The 18691-nt window shown below is 64.5% G+C and carries 20 protein-coding genes; 14 read left to right on the top strand and 6 right to left on the bottom strand.

Annotation, left to right across the window (positions count from 1 at the left end):
• Positions 1 to 138: 138 nt before the first annotated feature.
• Together ACVOLQ_RS06335 and ACVOLQ_RS06330 are read right to left on the bottom strand one after the other, a co-directional pair.
• On the bottom strand, positions 139 to 813 hold the full coding sequence (locus ACVOLQ_RS06335; protein WP_481527475.1) for an exopolysaccharide biosynthesis protein: 675 nt from the start codon (positions 811 to 813) through the stop codon (positions 139 to 141).
• Positions 797 to 2140: a hemolysin family protein gene (locus tag ACVOLQ_RS06330; RefSeq protein WP_481527474.1), complete on the bottom strand. Its 1344-nt coding sequence runs from the start codon at positions 2138 to 2140 to the stop codon at positions 797 to 799. Before ACVOLQ_RS06330 ends, ACVOLQ_RS06335 begins: the two co-directional genes overlap by 17 nt.
• A 275-nt stretch (positions 2141 to 2415) precedes the next feature.
• Here ACVOLQ_RS06330 and ACVOLQ_RS06325 point away from each other — a divergent pair, with 275 nt between their 5' ends.
• Together ACVOLQ_RS06325 and ACVOLQ_RS06320 are read left to right on the top strand one after the other, a co-directional pair.
• The gene (locus ACVOLQ_RS06325; protein WP_057628278.1) at positions 2416 to 3042 is read left to right on the top strand and encodes a DUF47 domain-containing protein; all 627 of its coding nucleotides are present in this window, start codon (positions 2416 to 2418) and stop codon (positions 3040 to 3042) included.
• Positions 3043 to 3054: 12 nt separating this feature from the next.
• Positions 3055 to 4176, top strand: a complete 1122-nt coding sequence (locus tag ACVOLQ_RS06320) for an inorganic phosphate transporter (RefSeq protein WP_313171518.1) — start codon at positions 3055 to 3057, stop codon at positions 4174 to 4176.
• A gap of 263 nt (positions 4177 to 4439) precedes the next feature.
• Here the strand turns inward: ACVOLQ_RS06320 and parE are convergent, their stop codons facing one another.
• On the bottom strand, positions 4440 to 6329 hold the full coding sequence (parE, locus tag ACVOLQ_RS06315) for a DNA topoisomerase IV subunit B (protein ID WP_313494903.1): 1890 nt from the start codon (positions 6327 to 6329) through the stop codon (positions 4440 to 4442).
• Between the two features lie 158 nt (positions 6330 to 6487).
• On the opposite strand from parE, the gene ACVOLQ_RS06310 reads away from it, so the two are divergent.
• From ACVOLQ_RS06310 to truD, 7 genes are all read left to right on the top strand, one after another.
• The gene (locus tag ACVOLQ_RS06310; protein WP_481527473.1) at positions 6488 to 6739 is read left to right on the top strand and encodes a hypothetical protein; all 252 of its coding nucleotides are present in this window, start codon (positions 6488 to 6490) and stop codon (positions 6737 to 6739) included.
• Between the two features lie 129 nt (positions 6740 to 6868).
• Positions 6869 to 8533 carry a CTP synthase gene (locus ACVOLQ_RS06305; RefSeq protein WP_313171524.1) on the top strand — a complete coding sequence of 555 codons (1665 nt, stop codon included), beginning with the start codon at positions 6869 to 6871 and terminating at the stop codon, positions 8531 to 8533.
• A 342-nt stretch (positions 8534 to 8875) separates the two neighbouring features.
• Entirely contained in the window at positions 8876 to 10168 is a 1293-nt protein-coding gene (gene eno / locus ACVOLQ_RS06300; RefSeq protein ID WP_293707299.1) for a phosphopyruvate hydratase, read from the top strand.
• A gap of 5 nt (positions 10169 to 10173) precedes the next feature.
• A complete protein-coding gene (gene ftsB, locus ACVOLQ_RS06295) occupies positions 10174 to 10551 on the top strand; it encodes a cell division protein FtsB (protein ID WP_293707297.1) in 378 nt (125 codons plus the stop codon).
• Positions 10548 to 11246, top strand: coding sequence for a 2-C-methyl-D-erythritol 4-phosphate cytidylyltransferase (gene ispD, locus ACVOLQ_RS06290; RefSeq protein WP_313171529.1), 699 nt, complete (start codon positions 10548 to 10550; stop codon positions 11244 to 11246). The genes ftsB and ispD overlap by 4 nt, the downstream gene beginning before the upstream one ends.
• 46 nt (positions 11247 to 11292) lie before the next feature.
• Positions 11293 to 11793 (top strand): 2-C-methyl-D-erythritol 2,4-cyclodiphosphate synthase, encoded by a 501-nt coding sequence (ispF, locus tag ACVOLQ_RS06285; RefSeq protein ID WP_313171530.1) that lies wholly within the window; start codon positions 11293 to 11295, stop codon positions 11791 to 11793.
• Positions 11790 to 12881 (top strand): tRNA pseudouridine(13) synthase TruD, encoded by a 1092-nt coding sequence (gene truD / locus ACVOLQ_RS06280; RefSeq protein WP_481527472.1) that lies wholly within the window; start codon positions 11790 to 11792, stop codon positions 12879 to 12881. Before ispF ends, truD begins: the two co-directional genes overlap by 4 nt.
• A 153-nt stretch (positions 12882 to 13034) precedes the next feature.
• Here the strand turns inward: truD and ACVOLQ_RS06275 are convergent, their stop codons facing one another.
• Positions 13035 to 13574 carry a Smr/MutS family protein gene (locus ACVOLQ_RS06275; RefSeq protein ID WP_313171534.1) on the bottom strand — a complete coding sequence of 180 codons (540 nt, stop codon included), beginning with the start codon at positions 13572 to 13574 and terminating at the stop codon, positions 13035 to 13037.
• Between the two features lie 181 nt (positions 13575 to 13755).
• Here ACVOLQ_RS06275 and surE point away from each other — a divergent pair, with 181 nt between their 5' ends.
• From surE to ACVOLQ_RS06255, 4 genes are read left to right on the top strand one after another with little or no spacing between them, the layout of a single operon-like run.
• Complete coding sequence (surE, locus tag ACVOLQ_RS06270; RefSeq protein ID WP_313171536.1) at positions 13756 to 14535, top strand: 5'/3'-nucleotidase SurE; 780 nt, start codon at positions 13756 to 13758, stop codon at positions 14533 to 14535.
• Entirely contained in the window at positions 14532 to 15209 is a 678-nt protein-coding gene (locus tag ACVOLQ_RS06265) for a protein-L-isoaspartate(D-aspartate) O-methyltransferase (protein ID WP_313171538.1), read from the top strand. Before surE ends, ACVOLQ_RS06265 begins: the two co-directional genes overlap by 4 nt.
• A 19-nt stretch (positions 15210 to 15228) precedes the next feature.
• Entirely contained in the window at positions 15229 to 15843 is a 615-nt protein-coding gene (locus tag ACVOLQ_RS06260; RefSeq protein ID WP_313171540.1) for a YqaA family protein, read from the top strand.
• The gene (locus ACVOLQ_RS06255) at positions 15840 to 16616 is read left to right on the top strand and encodes a peptidoglycan DD-metalloendopeptidase family protein (protein ID WP_313171542.1); all 777 of its coding nucleotides are present in this window, start codon (positions 15840 to 15842) and stop codon (positions 16614 to 16616) included. The genes ACVOLQ_RS06260 and ACVOLQ_RS06255 overlap by 4 nt, the downstream gene beginning before the upstream one ends.
• 639 nt (positions 16617 to 17255) lie before the next feature.
• On the opposite strand, the gene ACVOLQ_RS06250 is transcribed toward ACVOLQ_RS06255, so the two are convergent.
• The gene (locus ACVOLQ_RS06250; protein ID WP_313171544.1) at positions 17256 to 17636 is read right to left on the bottom strand and encodes an Mth938-like domain-containing protein; all 381 of its coding nucleotides are present in this window, start codon (positions 17634 to 17636) and stop codon (positions 17256 to 17258) included.
• Positions 17637 to 17652: 16 nt separating this feature from the next.
• On the bottom strand, positions 17653 to 17958 hold the full coding sequence (gene yhbY / locus ACVOLQ_RS06245) for a ribosome assembly RNA-binding protein YhbY (RefSeq protein WP_313171546.1): 306 nt from the start codon (positions 17956 to 17958) through the stop codon (positions 17653 to 17655).
• 64 nt (positions 17959 to 18022) lie between these two features.
• Here yhbY and rlmE point away from each other — a divergent pair, with 64 nt between their 5' ends.
• Positions 18023 to 18655, top strand: a complete 633-nt coding sequence (gene rlmE, locus ACVOLQ_RS06240; protein ID WP_313171548.1) for a 23S rRNA (uridine(2552)-2'-O)-methyltransferase RlmE — start codon at positions 18023 to 18025, stop codon at positions 18653 to 18655.
• Positions 18656 to 18691 lie beyond the last annotated feature (36 nt).

The following is an 18691-nucleotide window of genomic DNA, read 5'->3' as shown; positions in this document are numbered from 1 at the left end:
CTCTGCCGAGCATGGCTCGGCACTACGCTTCTGCTCCCTCCCTTTGGCGTAGCCAAGGGGAGGGCTGGGGAGGGGTGCTTTTTTGCCTGTAAAGCCTCTTGCCGAGCATGGCTCGGCACTACCGACTGCTGGGGGCAGTCAACTGGTCAGGCGCTGGAACAATGCGATGCTTTCGCTGATCAGCTGGCCAGAGCCAAATCCGAAGAACAGGCCGGCAGCAATCGCTGCCACCCAATTGAACGCCATCAGCGCGCCATCGCGCTCGATCAGTGCCAACGCGAACAGCAGCAACTGGAAGCCGAACAGGTAGTTGGTGAACGGGATCGGCAGCGACAGCAGCAGGCCGACCAGCAGCAGCAGGACGCCGCTGAGCATGCGTGCCGGCAATGGCGCGATCAGTACAGCCAGGCGCGGCTTCAACATCCGGTCCAGCCGTTGCAGCGGTCGGCTGATCTTGCTCAGGAACTTGTGCACGGTGCTGCGCTTGGGGCCGCGCCGGGCAATGAAGCCCGGCAGCCAGGGGCGTGACATGCCGAACAGCAGCTGGCTGCCGATCAGGAAGACCAGGGGGCTGCTGACCGCGCCGCCGATGCCCGGGATCGGAATGAAAGCCGGCAGGATGGCGATGAACAGAAAGACGCCAAAGGCGCTTTGGTCCAGGCCTTGCAGCACCTTGCCCAAGGGCAGGTGCTCATCCGGATCGCCGCGCTCAAACATCGCCAGCAGGGTACGGATGCCTTCGTTGCGATAACCGCCGTTTTCTGTGCTGGCAGCGTCCGGCGCAGCGCCGTCCGGATCAACCGGTGGTGTCATCAGCGTCTTCTTCCGGTAGCCGGCGCAGCAGCAGCTTGTCGATGCGGGCACCGTCCAGGTCGACGATTTCGATGCGCCAGCCGGCCCAGTCGAAATATTCGCCCGCGTGCGGAATGCGACCGAAATAGTGCATGCACATGCCGGCCAGCGTGTAGTAATCGCCTTCCTCCGCGTCGGGCAACTCGGCGCCGTTCATCAGCTCCTGCAGGTCATCCACCGGCAGCGAGCCGTCCACCAGCAACGAACCGTCCTCACGGGCCACCACCAGGGCGTCGTCGTCGGTGTTTTCGGTCGCCTGCAGGCGACCGACCACGGCACCCATCAAGTCGGAGATGGTGACCAGGCCCTGGATTTCGCCGTATTCGTCCACCACCAGCGCCATTGACTGGTGCTCCTCGCGGAAGATTTCCAGCAGCTTCATTGCATGGGTGGACTCGGAGACGTACAGGGTCTCGCGCAGGTTCTCGAACAGGCTGTGGCTGCCGCCGCTGAGACGGGTGACCAGGCTCTTGACCTCGAGGATGCCAGCGATGTCCTGGTCATTGCCCCGGTATACCGGATAGCGCGAGAACGCGTGCTCACGCATGGCGTGCAGGTTCTTCTCGGGGTCGGCGGTGGTGTCCAGCCAGGCAATGCGGTTGCGTGGGGTCATCAGGCTGTCGGCGGTACGGTCGCCAAGACGCATGACGCGGTTCATCATGTCGCGCTCGTGGCTGTCGATGACGCCCTGCTCATGGCTTTCGGCCACCAGCATGCGGATCTCCTCTTCACTGACCGAGGCCGATTCGGTCTTGCCCAGGCCGAGCAGGCGCAGCACCAGCCGGGTGGAGTGCGACAGCAGCCAGACGCCGGGGGCGGCGATACGGGCCAGCCAGCTCATCGGCACCGCCACAATGCCGGCAATGTCTTCGGAGCGGGTCAGTGCAACACGTTTGGGTACGAGTTCGCCAAAGATCAGTGTCAGATAGGTGATCAGTGCGACCGCCAGAGTCTTGCCGATGAACTCCGACCAGGGTTGGGTGGCACCAAACAGCGAGAAGTTGGCCGACAACGCAGGGAACAAGGCCTGCAGCTGCTGGGCGATGGCGCCGCCGATGGCATCGCCGCCGTACACGCCGGTCAGGATGCCGATCAGGGTAATGCCGATCTGCACCGTGGAAAGGAAGTTCTCGGGCTTTTCCGACAGGGCCAGCGCGCGGGCGGCGCGCTTGCTGGAGCTGGCCAGCTGCTTGAGGCGGCTCTTGCGAGAGGTCATGACCGACATCTCGGACATGGCAAAGAACCCGTTCAGCAGAATCAGGGCAAGTACGATGAAAAATTCAAACACGGGTCTCTCCCCGGGTTGGTGGCAGGGAGGGCGGGTGCTTGCGGTGGCGGCGGCCGCTCAGGGGCGGGATCCGGCGCTGTGGCGGGGGATAAGGGTCGTCGTCCATAGGGTGCGCCACGAAGGCGCTGGGCAATCTTAGCAAACCCGGCGGGCCAGGTACGCCCGGCCGTTCACATTTCGGGGCCAAAAAACACGGTGGGAATACCCTGAATGCCATCAAACCGTCATAATTCGCCCTTGGTGCCGTCCCTCCCGCGACGGCGAATAGGCTCCCCATGTTTTCGTTGCAGACCATCTTTGGCTCCGGCAAGCAGTTCTATACCTACCTCGACGAGGCCGCGCAGGCCGCCTATGACGGTGCCAAGGCACTGCACAGCATGATGCGCGAGGCCGATCGTCAGCCGGCGCTGGATGCGTTCAAGCTCGCCCGTCTGCGCGAACGCGCCGCCTCGGACAAGATCAGCCAGGCGCTGGTCGACAGCTTCATGACCCCGATCGAGCGCGAGGACATCGAAGCGCTGGGTTCGGCGCTGTACAAGATCCCCAAGCAGATCGAGAAGTTCGCCGATCGCTATTCGCTGGCTGTGCAGCATTTGGACCAGATCGATTTCGCCCCGCGCGCGGCGATGCTGGAGCAGGCCGCAGGCGTGGTGGTGGAGATGGTCAACGACCTGCGCCACATGAACCTGGACCGCATGACCGCGCTCAACGAGAAGCTGCGTTCATTGGAGAACGAGGCTGACCGCCTGATGCTGGAGTTGTACCGCGACATCTACTCCGGTCGCCTGGACAACCTGCAGATGTTCCTGCTCAAGGAATTCTTCGAGATCCTGGAAAAGGCCATCGACCGTTGCCGCGAAGCCGGCGTGGTGGCTTACCAGATCGTGCTCAAGAACAGCTGACGGGGACGCTCTATGCTCACCCTCGTCCTGGTGGTGATTCTGGCCGCGCTCGTCTTCGAGTTCATCAACGGCTTCCACGACACCGCCAATTCCATTGCCACCGTGGTGGCAACCAAGGTCCTGTCGCCCGGTTGGGCGGTGATGTTGGCCGCTTTCATGAACCTGATCGGCGCGCTGACCGGCACCGCCGTCGCGCTGACCATCGCCAATGGCCTGCTCAACACCGACGTGGTCGATGTGACTCCGCAGGTGATCCTGTGCGCGCTGCTGGGCGGCATCGTCTGGAACCTGATCACCTGGTGGAAGGGCCTGCCGTCCTCCTCCTCGCATGCCCTGATTGGTGGCCTGTGTGGCGCCGGTCTGGCCGCTGCGCATAACAATTGGGATGCGCTGATCTGGTCGCAGAACCTTGGCAACTGGGCGCAGAACAAGGGCCTGTTGTGGAAGGTGTTCGTGCCGATGATCACCTCGCCGATCGCCGGCTTCCTGCTCGGCGTGGTGGTGATGTGCCTGTTGTGGGCGATCATCGCCGGCATGGCCCGCGTGGGCGGCATGCTTGGCCGGCTGGCGCGTCCGCGCTGGGTCAATGCCTTCTTCGGCAAGGCGCAGATTGTCTCGGCGGCGTACATGGGCTTTGCCCACGGTCATAACGATGCGCAGAAGACCATGGGCATCATCGCCATGACCTTGATCGGTGCCGAGGCAACCGGCGCACTGAATGACCTGCCGTCGTGGCTGGCCTTCATGCACCCGGATGCCCATGGTGGCGACGGTATCGCCATGTGGATCGTGCTGACCTGCGCGGTGGTGATGGCGGCCGGTACCGCTTCGGGCGGCTGGAAGATCATCAAGACCCTGGGTCACAAGATGGTCAAGCTGCACCCGATCCACGGCTTTGCCGCGGAGACCAGCTCGGCCACCATCCTGACCCTGGCTGCGCACTTCGGCATGCCGGTCTCGACCACCCACAGCATCTCCACCGCGATCATGGGCGTTGGCTTTGCCAAGAACCCGCGTTCGCTGCGCCTGGGCGTGATCGAGCGCATCCTGTGGGCCTGGATCCTGACGATCCCGGCGGCAGGTGGTTGTGCTTACCTGATCCTGCGCCTGTTCGAAATGGCGGGTTGGAACTGAGGTTATTGGTTCGCAGTCTGCAAACAGAAACCCGCCAGTGATGGCGGGTTTTTTGTTGGGTGGGGCGGGGTGTTGTTGTGTTGTTTGTGGGAGCGGCGTGAGCCGCGAAGCTCGCACACCATCAGGTGGCAAAAGGCCCTGTCTTGTCGGCAATGCCGGCTTCGCGGCTTATGCCGCTCCCACAAAAGAGAAAAATGGCGGCGCGCGGCCAACAAAAAGCCCGCCGGTGAGGGCGGGCTTTCGGTGCAGCGAGATTGCTTGGATCAGGCTTCCAGCGAAGCCAGGTCGCCCTTGCTCTCCAGCCAGCCCTTGCGGTCCGGGGCGCGCTTCTTTGCCAGCAGCATGTCCATCAATGCCGAGGTTTGCTCGCTGTCGTCCACGGTGAGCTGCACCAGGCGGCGCGTATCCGGATGGATGGTGGATTCGCGCAGCTGCGAGGGATTCATCTCGCCCAGGCCCTTGAAGCGGGTGACGCTGACCTGGCCGCGGATCTTCTCGCGCTCGATCTTGTCCAGCAGCGAGCGCTTCTCTTCCTCGTCCAGCGCGTAGAACACCTGTTTGCCCACGTCGACGCGGAACAGCGGCGGCATTGCCACGAACACGTGGCCGGCATCCACCAGTGACGGGAAGTGACGCAGGAACAGGGCGGTCAGCAAGGTGGCGATGTGCAGGCCGTCGGAGTCGGCGTCGGCCAGGATCACGATCTTGCCGTAGCGCAGGCCGGATAGGTCGTCCTTGCCCGGGTCGCAGCCGATGGCGATGGCCAGGTTATGCACTTCTTCCGATGCCAGCACGCTGCCCGAGGCGACTTCCCAGGTGTTCAGGATCTTGCCGCGCAGCGGCAGGATGGCCTGGAAATCCTTGTCGCGGGCCTGCTTGGCGCTGCCGCCTGCCGAGTCGCCCTCCACCAGGAACAGCTCGGTGCGCGACAGGTCCTGGCTGATGCAGTCGGCCAGCTTGCCGGGCAGGGCAGGACCCTGGGTGACCTTCTTGCGGGTGACCAGCTTTTCGGTCTTCAGGCGCGCGCTGGCACGCTCGATGGCGATCTGCGCGATCTTCTCGCCCAGTTCCACGTTCTGGTTCAACAGCAGGCTGAAGGCGTCGTGGGCGGCGCCTTCGACAAAGCCGGCGGCCTGGCGCGAGGACAGGCGTTCCTTGGTCTGGCCGCTGAACTGCGGATCGGTCATCTTCAGTGACAGCACGAAGGAGACGCGGTCCCAGACATCTTCCGGGGCCAGCTTGACGCCGCGCGGGAGCAGGTTGCGGAAGTCGCAGAACTCGCGCAGCGCCTCGGTCAGGCCGGTGCGCAGGCCGTTGGCGTGGGTGCCGTGCTGGGCGGTCGGGATCAGGTTGACGTAGCTTTCCTGCACCAGCTCGCCTTCCGGCAGCCAGGCCACCGCCCAGTCGACAATCTCGGTTTCCTTCTTCAGCGAGCCGGCAAACAGGTCGGCCGGCAGCATTTCACGCTCGCCCAGCTCGGCCTTCAGGTAGTCGCGCAGGCCGTCCTCGTAGTACCAGGTGTCGACTTCGCCGGTGGCTTCGTCGGTCAGCTTCACGGTCAGGCCCGGGCACAGCACGGCCTTGGCGCGCAACAGGTGGCGCAGCGCACGGACGTTGAACTTGGGCGTGTCGAAGTACTTGGGGTCCGGCCAGAAGCGCAGGCGGGTGCCGGTGTTCTTCTTGCCGACGCTGCCGACCACTTCGAGCGGGCTGGCGCGGTCGCCGTCGCGGAAGCTGATGCGGTGCTCGCTGCCGTCGCGGCGGATATGGATCTCCACCAGCGTCGACAGGGCGTTGACCACCGATACGCCAACGCCGTGCAGGCCGCCGGAGAAGGTGTAGTTGCGGTTGTTGAACTTGCCGCCGGCATGGAGCCGGGTCAGGATCAGTTCCACGCCCGGGATCTTTTCTTCCGGGTGGATGTCCACCGGCATGCCGCGGCCGTCGTCGCTGACTTCGCAGCTGCCATCCTTGAACAGGGTGACTTCCACGGTTTTGGCGTGGCCGGCCAGGGCCTCGTCGACCGAGTTGTCGATCACTTCCTGCGCCAGATGGTTCGGGCGGGCGGTGTCGGTATACATGCCAGGACGGCGTTTGACCGGGTCCAGGCCAGAGAGGACTTCGATGTCAGCGGCGTTGTAACGGGCGTTCATGAATCTCGGTAGGGCGCAAATCGACGTGGGAGTGTGCGGTCTGGCGGCGATTTTTGCACGCAGGGCATTCAGGGCCGGGGCAGCTGTGACGCGTTATGCTGTACACGGTTCCTAAACAGGCCCGCCGTGTCTGGCTGGGCAAGCCGAGGAGGTTTTGGATGAAAACATCAAAATTGCTGGCCCTGGGTGTTGTTGTCGCTGCGGTTGCCGCGGTTCCCTTCGTGATGGCGCAGAGCGCTGACAGGGGCAAGGCGGCCGAGGCTGCACAGGCGGCCCCCGTGGACAAGGCGCAGAGCGATGCCGAGCAGAAGGCCAAGCGCCGCGCTGCCGCCGCTGCCCAGGACAAGGCCAAGGCTGACCAGCCGGCGCCGCGTGAAGAAGAGGAAGAGGAAGCCCGTCGCCGTCGCTGACGCGGTTTCCCGGTGTTTCAAGGACGCCCCGGCGCAGGTCGGGGCGTCTTTTTTTTAATCCGCCGCATCCAGTGCTTGGGTGTTTTGGCGACAACCTTTAAACTAGGGCTTTCCGGGAGGCAGTGAGCCGTGACCCCCCTTATTTTTGTTACCGGTGGTGTGGTGTCCTCGCTTGGCAAGGGCATTGCGGCCGCGTCCCTGGCCTCGATCCTCGAGGCGCGTGGCCTGAAGGTCACCATGATGAAGCTGGATCCGTACATCAACGTCGATCCAGGCACGATGAGCCCCTTCCAGCACGGCGAGGTCTATGTCACCGACGACGGTGCCGAGACCGACCTCGATCTGGGCCATTACGAGCGTTTCGTACATAACCGCCTGAGCCGCAAGAATTCGGTGACCACCGGGCGCATTTACGAGAACGTGATCCGCAAGGAGCGCCGTGGGGATTACCTGGGCGCCACCGTGCAGGTCATTCCGCATATCACCGACGAAATCCGCCGCTGCATCGACGAGGCCACCGAAGGCTTTGACGTGGCGCTGGTGGAAATCGGCGGCACCGTCGGCGACATCGAGTCGCTGCCGTTCCTGGAGGCCATCCGCCAGGTGCGCACCGAGCGTGGCCCGGAGAAGGCGCTGTTCATGCACCTCACCCTGGTGCCGTACATCGGTGCAGCAGGTGAGCTGAAGACCAAGCCGACCCAGCACTCGGTCAAGGAACTGCGCTCTATCGGCATCCAGCCGGACGTGCTGCTATGCCGTTCCGAGCAGGCGATTCCGGATTCTGAGCGCCGCAAGATTTCGCTGTTCACCAATGTATCCGAGCGTGCGGTGATCAGCGTGCCGGACGTGGAAGTGCTGTACCGCGTGCCGATGGGCCTGCATGCGCAGGGCCTGGACGAGATCGTGGTCAATCAGCTCAAGCTGGGTGACAAGGCTGGTCCGGCCGACCTGTCCGAGTGGGAGGCAGTGCTGGATGCCGCGTTGCATCCGCTGGACGAAGTCACCATCGCCGTGGTCGGCAAGTACGTCGACCATCAGGATGCGTACAAGTCGGTGGGCGAGGCGCTCAAGCACGGCGGCCTGCGCCAGCGCACCAAGGTGAACCTGAAGTGGCTGGAAGCGCAGGAGCTGGAAGAGTCCGGCCTGTCCGCGCTGGACGGCGTGGACGGCATCCTGGTGCCTGGCGGCTTTGGTGATCGCGGCTTCGAAGGCAAGGTGCTGACCTCGCAGTACGCCCGTGAGCAGAAGGTGCCGTACTTCGGCATCTGCTATGGCATGCAGGCGGCGGTGGTCGATTTCGCCCGTCACGTGGCTGGCCTGGAAGGTGCCAACAGCACCGAAAACGACCGCCAGTCGCCGAATCCGGTGATCGGCCTGATCACCGAATGGCGTACCGCTACCGGTGAGATCGAGAAGCGCGACGAGAAGTCCGACCTGGGCGGCACCATGCGCCTGGGCCTGCAGGAGCAGCGCCTGAAGCCGGGTACCCTGGCCCGTGAGCTGTACGGCAAGGACGTGGTGGCCGAGCGTCACCGCCACCGTTACGAGTTCAACAACCGCTACCGCACCCAGTTGGAAGACGCGGGTCTGGTGATCGCTGGCAAGTCGATGGATGACACGCTGGTGGAAGTGGTTGAGCTGCCGCGCGACCAGCACCCGTGGTTCCTGGCCTGCCAGGCACACCCGGAGTTCCTGTCCACCCCGCGTGGCGGCCACCCGCTGTTCATCGGCTTCATCCGCGCCGCGCGCGAGAAGAAGGCCGGCGGCAAGCTGCTGCAGGAAGCCCGCGCCTGAAAAGGTAGTGCCGAGTCATGCTCGGCAAGGGCTTCCCCAGCAAAATGCCAACCCCTCCCCAGCCCTCCCCTTCGCTGCGCGAAAGGGAGGGGGCAACAGCGGTAGTGCCGAGCCATGCTCGGTAAGGGGCTTCACCGGTAACGCCTCTACCGAGCATGGCTCGGCACTACAGGAGGCATCAAACAAGGCCCGCCCCGCGCGGGCCTTGTCCGTTTCAGCGTCCCGGCCGCTTTCAGGCGAAAGCAACGCGCCGCGTTGGCCCGCGCTTCGGCTAAACTGCGGCACGGTTTTTGTGTTCCCCGTCGACAACCCGACGCACCTAGACGAGCCTGACCCCCAGACATGACCAATATCGCCAAGATCCACGCCCGTGAAATCCTCGACAGCCGTGGCAACCCCACGCTGGAAGCCGAAGTCACCCTGGCCGACGGCTCGTTCGGCCGCGCCGCCGTTCCGTCCGGTGCTTCGACCGGTACCAAGGAGGCCGTGGAACTGCGCGATGGCGACAAGACCCGCTACCTGGGCAAGGGCGTGCGCAACGCCGTTGCCAACATCAATGGCGCGATCGCCTCGGCCCTGGTCGGCTTTGATGCCGAAGACCAGCAGGGTCTGGACCGCCGCCTGATCGATCTGGACGGTACCGAGAACAAGGGCCGCCTGGGCGCCAACGCGCTGCTCGGTGTTTCGATGGCGGCCGCGCATGCCGCTGCGGCGTCGAAGAAGCAGGCGCTGTGGCAGTACCTGGGCGCCAAGACCGGCGTTGCACCGTCGCTGCCGGTACCGATGATGAACATCATCAACGGCGGCGCGCATGCCGACAACAACGTCGACTTCCAGGAGTTCATGGTGCTGCCGGTCGGCTTCAGCTCGTTCAGCGAATCGCTGCGTGCCGGCACCGAGATCTTCCACGCGCTCAAGTCGGTGCTCAAGGGTCATGGCCTGAGCACGGCGGTGGGTGACGAAGGCGGCTTCGCCCCGGACTTCCGCAGCAACGTCGAAGCGCTGGACACCATTCTGGAAGCGATCGGCAAGGCCGGTTACAACGCCGGTGAAGACATCCTGCTGGGCCTGGACGTGGCCTCCAGCGAGTTCTACGAGAACGGCAAGTACAACCTGGTCGGTGAGAACAAGCGCCTGACCTCCGAGCAGTTCGTCGACTTCCTGGCCGACTGGACCGCGCAGTACCCGATCATCACCATCGAAGACGGCCTGGCCGAGAACGACTGGGCCGGTTGGAAGCTGCTGACCCAGCGCATCGGCAACAAGGTGCAGCTGGTGGGTGACGATCTGTTCGTGACCAACCCGAAGATCTTTGCCGAAGGCATCGAGTCGGGCACCGCCAACGCCATCCTGATCAAGGTCAACCAGATCGGCACCCTGACCGAGACCCTGGAAGCGATCGCCATGGCCGACAAGGCGGGTTATGCCGCCATCGTCTCGCACCGCTCGGGTGAAACCGAAGACACCACCATCGCTGACATCGCCGTGGCCACCACCGCCACCCAGATCAAGACCGGCTCGCTGTGCCGCAGTGATCGCGTGGCCAAGTACAACCAGCTGCTGCGCATCGAGGAAGCCCTCGGCAGCGGCGCGCGCTACGCTGGCCGTGACGCGTTTGTCTCGCTCAAGCGCTGATCGTCATGCGTAATTGGCGCTGGCTGCTGCTGGTGCTGGCGGTACTGCTGGCATTGCTGCAGTACCGCTTCTGGTTTGGCCAGGGCAACTCGGGCGAAGTGATGATGCTCGAAGCGCAGGTGGCCAACCAGAAACGTGACAACGATGGTCTGCAGCAGCGCAACGATTCGTTGGCCGCCGAAGTCCAGGATCTGAAGGACGGCGAGGCGGCCATCGAAGAGCGTGCGCGCAGCGAGCTGGGCATGATCAAACCCGGTGAGAAGTTCTACCGGGTGGTCGAGGATGCGCCGGTGGCGGCCCCGGTTGCGCCCGCCGCCACGCCTGCCAATGCAGCGGCAGCAGGGCAGGGCGACCCGCAGTCGCCGCCGGAGAACATCCCATGATCGTGCAGACCTGGGCCGTGGTGCCGGCCGCCGGGCGCGGTACCCGCTTTGGCGGGCCGATGCCCAAGCAATATCTGTTGGCCGAGGGTGAGCCCCTGCTGGCGCACACCTTGCAGGCCTTGCTGTCGCATCCCGGCGTGGCCGGGGTGATGGTGGCCATTGCCGAGAACGACGCCGACTGGCCGGGCTGGAGCTCGTTCGCCGACAAGCCCGTACTGACCTGCGTGGGAGGAGAGACCCGCGCAGCGTCAGTGTTGGCTGGCCTGCAGGCTTTGCCGGACAGCGTGCGTGCCGACGACTTCGTGCTCGTGCATGACGCAGCACGGCCGAATCTGGCGGCCGCTGATCTGAGCCGCCTGCTGGAAGTGGGCCGTGCCGATCCTGTCGGCGGCATCCTGGCTGCGCCTGTGCGCGACACCCTCAAGCGTGCCGGCGACGACGGCGGCATTGATTGCACCGAGCCGCGCGAGCGTCTGTGGCGCGCGCTCACCCCGCAGCTGTTCCGTCGTCATCAACTGACCCGGGCCTTGCTCGATGCGGCTGCAGCCGGCGTCGACGTCACCGACGAGGCCATGGCGATGGAGCGTCAGGGCGTGCGGCCCTTGCTGGTCGAAGGCGCGGAAAGCAATTTCAAGGTCACCACGCCGGCTGACCTGGCCCGTTTCGAATTCGAGCTGTCGCGGCGCGGCAGCTGATCCCTTGCCGGCGCAGTGGCGCCGGCTCTGCCAAGAAGTACCTGCCATGAATTCTCCTGTTTCCTTCCCTCCCATCCGTATCGGCCAAGGCTATGACGTGCATGCCTTTGGCGAGGGTGACCACATCATGCTGGCCGGCGTGCGCGTGCCGCACAGTCGTGGCGTGCTGGCGCACAGCGATGGCGACGTCGCCTTGCATGCGCTGTGCGATGCCATGCTCGGCGCGCTGGCGTTGGGGGATATCGGCGTGCATTTCCCGCCTTCCGATGAGCGCTGGAAGGGGGCGGACAGCAGTCGCTTTGTCAGTCATTGCAATGAGCTGCTGCGCGCGCGCGGCTGGGTGGTTGGCAATGTCGACATCACGGTGATCTGTGAGCGTCCCAAGGTTGGCCCGCATGCGCAGGCCATGCGCGAGCAGGTCGCGCAGTTGCTGGCGATCGACCTGGACCGGGTCAGCATCAAGGCCACCACCAGCGAGAAGCTGGGCTTCACCGGCCGCGAGGAGGGCATTGCCGCGCAGGCCGTGGCCTTGCTGGTGGCGGCATGACCGCGCTGCCCTTGGCGTTTGGCGCGCCGGTGCTGAGCGCTGCGATCCGCAGCGTGCCGGAAGATTTCCAGGTCGACGAAATCCCCGCCTTCGAGGCAACCGGCGAAGGCGAGCACCTGCTGCTGGACATCCGCAAGCGCGGCGCCAATACCGTGGCCATCGCCAGGCAGCTGGCGCAGTGGGCGGGCGTGCCGGAAATGGGCGTGAGCTATGCCGGGCAGAAGGATCGCCATGCCGTGACCACGCAGCGTTTCAGCGTGCACCTGCCGAAGCGGGTCGCGCCGGATCTGGCCTTGCTGGAATCGGACGAATTGCACGTGCTGGCCTCGACCTGGCACAACCGCAAGCTGCAGCGCGGCGCGTTGGCGGGCAACCGCTTCAAGCTGGTGCTGCGCGGCGTGCAGGGCGACAAGGCAGCCATTGAGCAGCGCCTGCAGGTCGTTGCCGCGCGCGGCCTGCCGAACTGGTTTGGCGAGCAGCGCTTTGGCCGCGATGGCGGCAATGTGCCGGCAGCACTGCAGATGTTTGCCGGCCGCCGTGTGCGCAAGGACCAGCGTTCGATGCTGTTGTCGGCCGCGCGCTCGGCCTTGTTCAACCGCGTGCTGGCCGCACGGGTGGAGCAGGGCAACTGGGACACCGCGCTGGAAGGCGAGGTGTGGATGCTGGATGGCAGCCGCTCGGTGTTCGGTCCGGAGCCGATGACGGATGTGTTGGCCGAGCGTCTGGCACGTTTCGACATCCATCCCAGTGCGCCCTTGTGGGGTGTGGGCGAGCTGCGTTCGAGCGATGTCGCGCGGGCGTTGGAAGAACAGGCGCTGTCCGATGCGCAGGCCCTGGCCTTGCGCGCCGGGCTGGAGCAGGCCGGGCTCAAGCAGGAGCGACGCTCGCTGCGGCTCAAGCCTTTGTTGATGCAGCACCAATGGCTGGCCGAGGACGTACTGGAAGTGTCGTTTGCGCTGCCGTCCGGCTGTTACGCCACCGCGGTGCTGCATGAACTGGGCGTAGTGACCGATGCCAGCCGCAATGAAATTGCCGGTAGCGCGGCAGCTGACGCCGAACCATCCAGCGAAGAAAGCGCCGCCGACTGAAGGGCTGGCGAGCTTGTAGCCCGGGTAAGCGCAGCGCACCCGGGGTTGTTCACATGAAGCTTTGAAACACCATTGGACCTTGCCTCCCGGGTGCGCTGCGCTTACCCGGGCTACAAAGCTACGACGCGGCTCCCGCCGCCTGCCTTGGTCGTTTCAGCGGTTGGCCAGCAGCACCAGTACCGCGCCGGTGCCACCCTGGGTGGGCGGTGCGGAGTGAAATGCGAGCACATCATTGCGTTGACGCAGCATGCGGTCGACCAGGTTCTTCAACACCGGCGCGCCGCCATCTGACTGCAGGCCCTTGCCGTGGATGATGCGCACGCAGCCGTGTTCATGCGCCCGTGCCTCCAGCAGGAATTGGCGCAGCAGGTTTTCGGCCTGGGCGGCGGTGGCGCCGTGGAGGTCCAGTTCGTCCTGTACGGAATACTGGCCTCGCTTGAGCCGCTGGAACATCTGCGGCGGCAGATTGTCGCGGCGGTAGCTGGCATTGTCGCCGGCTTCCAGGGGTTTGCTGGAACGTAACAGGCGGGCGAATTCACCCAATGCCTCGGATTCATCCTGCTCGGCCATGCGCGCGCGCGGCTTGGGCCGTGGCTTGCCCGCAGCCGGTGCCTCCATCTGGCGCATCGGCGTTACCTCGCCAATGGCCGAACGGAACAGTGCGGCGTCATCTTCTTCATCTGGGTACGACATTTGTACAGCGTAACGTGCGCACAGTCGCAGGCAAGCCCTGCGGGGGTGGAAAGTGCCGCGGCGCATTCCGGTATCATGGTTGCTCAGGTCGGTCCGTCACGGTGATGTACTAACCGGAGGTTCCGGCGATTGCGGCGCTGAGTGGGAGCGTCGCGTGTTGATCCAGTAACCCAGGCCTTTAATGCGCGTACTTGTATCAAATGACGATGGTGTGGACGCCCCCGGCATCAAGATGTTGGCCGAGCAGCTCCGCAGCGCCGGACATGAAGTCACCGTGGTGGCACCGGACCGTGATCGCTCCGGCGCCTCCAACTCACTCACGCTGGATCAACCGGTGCGTCTGCGCCGCATTGACCATTACACCTGCGCGGTCGCGGGCACGCCTACCGACTGCGTGCACCTGGCGTTGACGGGCATGCTCGAGTACGAGCCGGACATCGTGGTGTCTGGCATCAACAATGCCGCCAACCTCGGCGACGACGTGATCTATTCGGGCACCGTGTCGGCAGCGATGGAAGGGCGCGGTCTCGGCCTGCCGTCGGTGGCGGTGTCGCTGGTCACGCACAAGCATGAAGCCAAGCATTTCCTCAGCGCCGCACGCGCCGCGGTGGAAATCGTGTCCCGGCTCATCGCCGATCCCCTGCCAGCCGACACCATTCTCAACGTCAACGTGCCGGACCTGCCCTGGGACGAGATCCGCGGCTTTGAAGTGACCCGGCTTGGCAACCGTCATCGTGCCGAAGCCTGCGTTCCGGCAACCGACCCGCGCGGCAACACCGTGTACTGGATCGGCCCGGCCGGCAGCGAGCAGGACGCTGGTCCTGGCACCGATTTCCATGCGGTGCGTACCGGGCATATTTCGATCACCCCGATCCAGGTCGACCTGACCCGCTATTCGGCGTTGGAAAAGGTCGCCAGTTGGGTGGGTGGGCTGACTGAAACCCTGGGGAAGCCTGAATGACGCCGCGCCTGCGCCTGCAGCCGGAGGCCGTGGGTATCGGCATGACCTCGCAGCGGGTGCGCGACCGTCTGGTGGATCGGCTGCGCGAAGTGGGCATCGCTGACGAGGCCACGCTCAACGCCGTGCGGGTGGTGCCACGCCATCTGTTCATTGATGAGGCGCTGGCCTCACGCGCCTACGAGGACACCGCTCTGCCTATCGGCCATGGCCAGACCATCTCCCAGCCTTGGGTGGTGGCGCGGATGACCGAGGTGGTGCTGGCGGTTGCGCCGAAAAAGGTACTGGAAGTTGGTACCGGCTCTGGTTACCAGGCCGCCATTCTCGGCGCGTTGGGCCTTGAGGTGTTCACTGTCGAGCGCATTGGCGACCTGCTGCGGCAAGCGCGCAAGCGTTTCCGGCATCTGGGCATGAACATCCGCACCAAGCATGACGACGGCCGCATCGGCTGGCCCGAACACGGGCCGTACGATGCCATCGTGGTGACCGCGGCTGCGCCGGCGCTGGTGGATGCCTTGATCGACCAGTTGGCCGTGGGCGGGCGCCTGGTGGCGCCGGTTGGCGGGCCGGGTGGACAGGTGTTGTTGCAACTGACCCGGCAGGCCGATGGCACCATTACCCAGGAAGAACTGGCACCGGTGAGTTTCGTACCGTTGTTGCCGGGCATGCTGGACTGAGAACAGGACTACTCACGGAATGAAGATCTTCGGGCCGTTATACGACCGCGCCATGGTATGGGCCGCCAATGAGCGCGCGCCTACCTATTTGACTGTGCTCAGTTTCATCGAGGCCATCATCTTCCCGGTGATGCCGGAAGTGATGCTGATGCCGATGTGCGTGGCGCAGCCGCGCAAGGGCTGGCGCTTCGCGACGCTGAGCCTGATTGGCTCGATGGCCGGTGCGATGGTCGGTTATGCACTGGGTCATTATGCGTTCGAGGTGCTCAAGCCGATGTTCGAGGCGATGGGCATGCTGCCGGCCATTGAAAGCGGCATCGCGACCCTGCAGGCCAAGATGGCGGAGTCGCCGTGGGCGGTGTTTACCTTCCTGGTGCTGGGCGGCTTCATGCCCATCCCGATGAAGGTCTTCACATGGGCCTCGGGTATCGTCGGCGTGCCGCTGCCGCAGTATGTGTTGAGCATGCTGGTTGGGCGCGGCAAGCGGGTTTATTTGTTGGCGGCGGTGATCCGCTTCGGCGGCGCACAGGCGGCTGAACGGTTGCGGCGCTGGATTGAGCCGCTGGGCTGGATTGCCACCGCATTGGTGGTGGGCCTGGTGGCATGGCTGGTCTGGAGGGCTAAATTCGCATGAATGCATTGATGTTGGGCAAGGGCTTGGGCAGGGCACTGGCTGTTCTGGCAGTGGTCTCGTTGGCGGCGTGCGGTACCGCCACGGTAGTGAAGCCCTCGGGCGGTAGCTCGGGCACGTCCACCTCGACCACGCCGCGCACCTCCGTGGCCAAGCCTGGGCAGACCGCAATCGTGCGACGTGGCGATACGTTGTTCGGCATTGCCCGGATCAACAACATCACCCCGCGTGATCTCGCGGCCTGGAATGGCCTGTCCGAGCCTTACACGATCTACCCGGGTCAGGCCCTGCGGCTGTACCCGGGCGGTGCGACGGCCAGTCGGCCGGCGGGCACCGGCTCGACGACGAGCACCACCCGTCCGGCTACGCCGCCGCCGGCAGCGACGCCTACGCCGGTCAACAGTGGCATTGCCTGGCGCTGGCCGGCTGACGGTGCCCTGGTCGGGCGCTTCGTCGCCGGTGAAGCCACCAAGCAGGGCGTGGATATCGCAGGCAGCAGTGGTCAGGCAGTGCGTGCCGCGGGCCCTGGCGTGGTGGTGTACTCCGGCGCTGGCTTGGTGGGCTATGGCGAGCTGATCATCATCAAACACAACGACCAGTGGCTGTCGGCCTATGGCCACAACCGCAAGCGCCTGGTCAATGAAGGTCAGAGCGTCAAGGCCGGTGACCAGATCGCAGAGATGGGCCGTACCGGCACCTCGCGCGACATGCTGCACTTCGAGATCCGCTACAACGGCAAGCCGGTTGATCCGCTGGTCTATCTGCCGAGCCGCTAGATGTCTGCGGTCCCGTCCTGATCATCGGGCGGGACCCGCAGCAGATGTGTCAGACCCAATAGTTGAGGGCGGTACCGGGATTGCTTCGGTGCCGTGATCGCATCCATGTTTGAAGAGGGGGCAGATGCAGAAGCCGAGGTACTGGTTCCAGGCCGCAAGTAATGGGCAAGGTTGGAGCTGGCCCCTGGCCTGGCAGGGCTGGGTGGTATACGCGCTGCTGGCAGTCCTGTTGCCGGCAGGCTTTCTGTTGTTTCCGCCCACGACCAGCCCGGTCGCGTTCGCCGGCTTCCATGCTTGTGTGGCCCTGTCGACGCTGCTGGTGTGTTGGCTGAAAGGTGAGCCGCTGGCTCGCTAGATCGCAACTCCTGTAGTGGCGAGCCATGCTCGGCAGCCGCTTTCCCGGTGGTGCGCCAGCACGCACCGGACTCGTGGGAGCGATGTAAGCCGCGAAGCTGATGAACCATCTGATGCATTGCCTGTAAGGCCCTTGCCGAGCATGGCTCGGCACTACAGGGAGGCGTTTGGCCTCGCCAGCAGGTGCTGCGGATCAGGCGTTGTTGGGATTGCCGACGGCCTGCACGCTGACTGATCGTCAGCTTCCGCTCCCACAATAATGCACCGGCGCAGCGTGGCTGCGCGCTACGGGGTGCTTTCCAGGATGATGGCCATCACCACGCGGCGGTTTTCGCCGGCCAGCACGTTGTACGTGCGTGCGGCCGAGGCGTTGTTCATCACCTCGATGCCAATGCCACGGGTCAGGCAGGCCGCCATGATCGCGGCCGGCGGGAAGATCTGCTTCTCGCCCGTACCCAGGATCACCAGCGCTGGATTCAACTCCAGTGCTGCCTCCAGATCCTCGGCACGCAACTCGGCCACCGACGCAACCGGCCAGTCCTCTATAAGGTTGTTCGGCGCAAGGATGAAGCTGCGACTCAGTGCGCGGTCATTCACCTGCGCATGGTGGCCATCGGCCGAGCGCAGGGAGTAGGTGTAATCGGGAAGTTCGCGACTGAACTGCATGGATATTCCTCGGCGATCAGCCGCGCGGCAGTACGATCTGGCGCTTTTCCTTGGCCGGGCGGTACAGCACGGCAACATGACCGATGCGCTGCACCAAGGCGGCGCCGCTGGCCTGGATCAGCTCATCGATCAGCGCGTCGCGGGCCTCGCGGTCTTCTGCTGCAACCTTCACCTTGACCAGTTCGTGGCGTTCCAGCACCTCATCCAGCTCGGCCAAAAAGGCCGGGGTGACCCCTTTGCCGCCGATCTGCAGCAGTGCTTTCAGGTCGTGCGCAATGCCGCGCAGGAATCGGTTCTGGGCCGAGGTCAGGACGATGGACATGCAGGACTACAGGTAATCAAGGGGGTTCAGGGTATCATGACCACCCCTGTGAGCCCCATTGCCGATGCCTTCCCGTAGCAAAAGCAGCCAGCGCTGGCTGAAAGAACACTTTTCCGATCCTTTTGTGAAAAAGGCCCAGAAGGAGGGCATGCGCTCGCGCGCGGCCTACAAGCTGGAGGAGCTGCTGGAGCGTGACCGCCTGCTGAAGCCGCACATGGTGGTGGTCGATCTGGGCGCCGCGCCCGGGGGCTGGTCGCAGCAGGTGCGCAGGCAGATGGGCGACACCGGTCGCGTCCTGGCCCTGGACATCCTGGAGATGCCGCCGCTGGCGGGCGTGGAGTTCCTTCACGGGGACTTCAGGGAAGAAACCGTCCTATCGCAGTTTGAAGCCATGCTCGGCGATCAGCCGGTGGACCTTGTGCTGTCGGATATGGCCCCCAATAAGAGTGGTATGGATGCGGTTGACCAGCCGCGGATGATGCACCTGGCGGAGTTGGCGATGGATTTTGCCGACAACCACCTCAAGCCCGGTGGGGCGTTCCTGATCAAGTTGTTCCAGGGCGTCGGCTTTGATGACTACGTGCGTGAACTGCGCCGTCGTTATGAAAAAGTGGCCATTCGCAAGCCGGATGCTTCGCGCAAGCGTTCACCTGAGGTTTATGCCCTCGGGCAGGGCAAGCGCAGCCAGATGAAGTAAGCTCAACCATACGACTTATCAGAAATTAGTATCTAG

This window comes from Stenotrophomonas sp. STEN031, from assembly GCF_056759975.1.
This window is presented reverse-complemented; position numbering and strand designations above follow the sequence as displayed.

Excerpts from the sequence above, each read along its gene's own strand:
- rlmE (WP_313171548.1), top strand. The coding sequence starts at position 18,023 with ATGCCTTCCCGTAGCAAAAGCAGCCAGCGCTGGCTGAAAGAACACTTT.
- ACVOLQ_RS06320 (WP_313171518.1), top strand. The coding sequence starts at position 3,055 with ATGCTCACCCTCGTCCTGGTGGTGATTCTGGCCGCGCTCGTCTTCGAG.
- ACVOLQ_RS06265 (WP_313171538.1), top strand. The coding sequence starts at position 14,532 with ATGACGCCGCGCCTGCGCCTGCAGCCGGAGGCCGTGGGTATCGGCATG.
- parE (WP_313494903.1), bottom strand. The coding sequence starts at position 6,329 with ATGAACGCCCGTTACAACGCCGCTGACATCGAAGTCCTCTCTGGCCTG.
- eno (WP_293707299.1), top strand. The coding sequence starts at position 8,876 with ATGACCAATATCGCCAAGATCCACGCCCGTGAAATCCTCGACAGCCGT.
- ftsB (WP_293707297.1), top strand. The coding sequence starts at position 10,174 with ATGCGTAATTGGCGCTGGCTGCTGCTGGTGCTGGCGGTACTGCTGGCA.
- ACVOLQ_RS06260 (WP_313171540.1), top strand. The coding sequence starts at position 15,229 with ATGAAGATCTTCGGGCCGTTATACGACCGCGCCATGGTATGGGCCGCC.
- truD (WP_481527472.1), top strand. The coding sequence starts at position 11,790 with ATGACCGCGCTGCCCTTGGCGTTTGGCGCGCCGGTGCTGAGCGCTGCG.
- ACVOLQ_RS06255 (WP_313171542.1), top strand. The coding sequence starts at position 15,840 with ATGAATGCATTGATGTTGGGCAAGGGCTTGGGCAGGGCACTGGCTGTT.
- ACVOLQ_RS06325 (WP_057628278.1), top strand. The coding sequence starts at position 2,416 with ATGTTTTCGTTGCAGACCATCTTTGGCTCCGGCAAGCAGTTCTATACC.
- ACVOLQ_RS06250 (WP_313171544.1), bottom strand. The coding sequence starts at position 17,636 with ATGCAGTTCAGTCGCGAACTTCCCGATTACACCTACTCCCTGCGCTCG.
- ACVOLQ_RS06310 (WP_481527473.1), top strand. The coding sequence starts at position 6,488 with ATGAAAACATCAAAATTGCTGGCCCTGGGTGTTGTTGTCGCTGCGGTT.
- ispD (WP_313171529.1), top strand. The coding sequence starts at position 10,548 with ATGATCGTGCAGACCTGGGCCGTGGTGCCGGCCGCCGGGCGCGGTACC.
- yhbY (WP_313171546.1), bottom strand. The coding sequence starts at position 17,958 with ATGTCCATCGTCCTGACCTCGGCCCAGAACCGATTCCTGCGCGGCATT.
- ispF (WP_313171530.1), top strand. The coding sequence starts at position 11,293 with ATGAATTCTCCTGTTTCCTTCCCTCCCATCCGTATCGGCCAAGGCTAT.
- ACVOLQ_RS06335 (WP_481527475.1), bottom strand. The coding sequence starts at position 813 with ATGACACCACCGGTTGATCCGGACGGCGCTGCGCCGGACGCTGCCAGC.
- ACVOLQ_RS06275 (WP_313171534.1), bottom strand. The coding sequence starts at position 13,574 with ATGTCGTACCCAGATGAAGAAGATGACGCCGCACTGTTCCGTTCGGCC.
- surE (WP_313171536.1), top strand. The coding sequence starts at position 13,756 with ATGCGCGTACTTGTATCAAATGACGATGGTGTGGACGCCCCCGGCATC.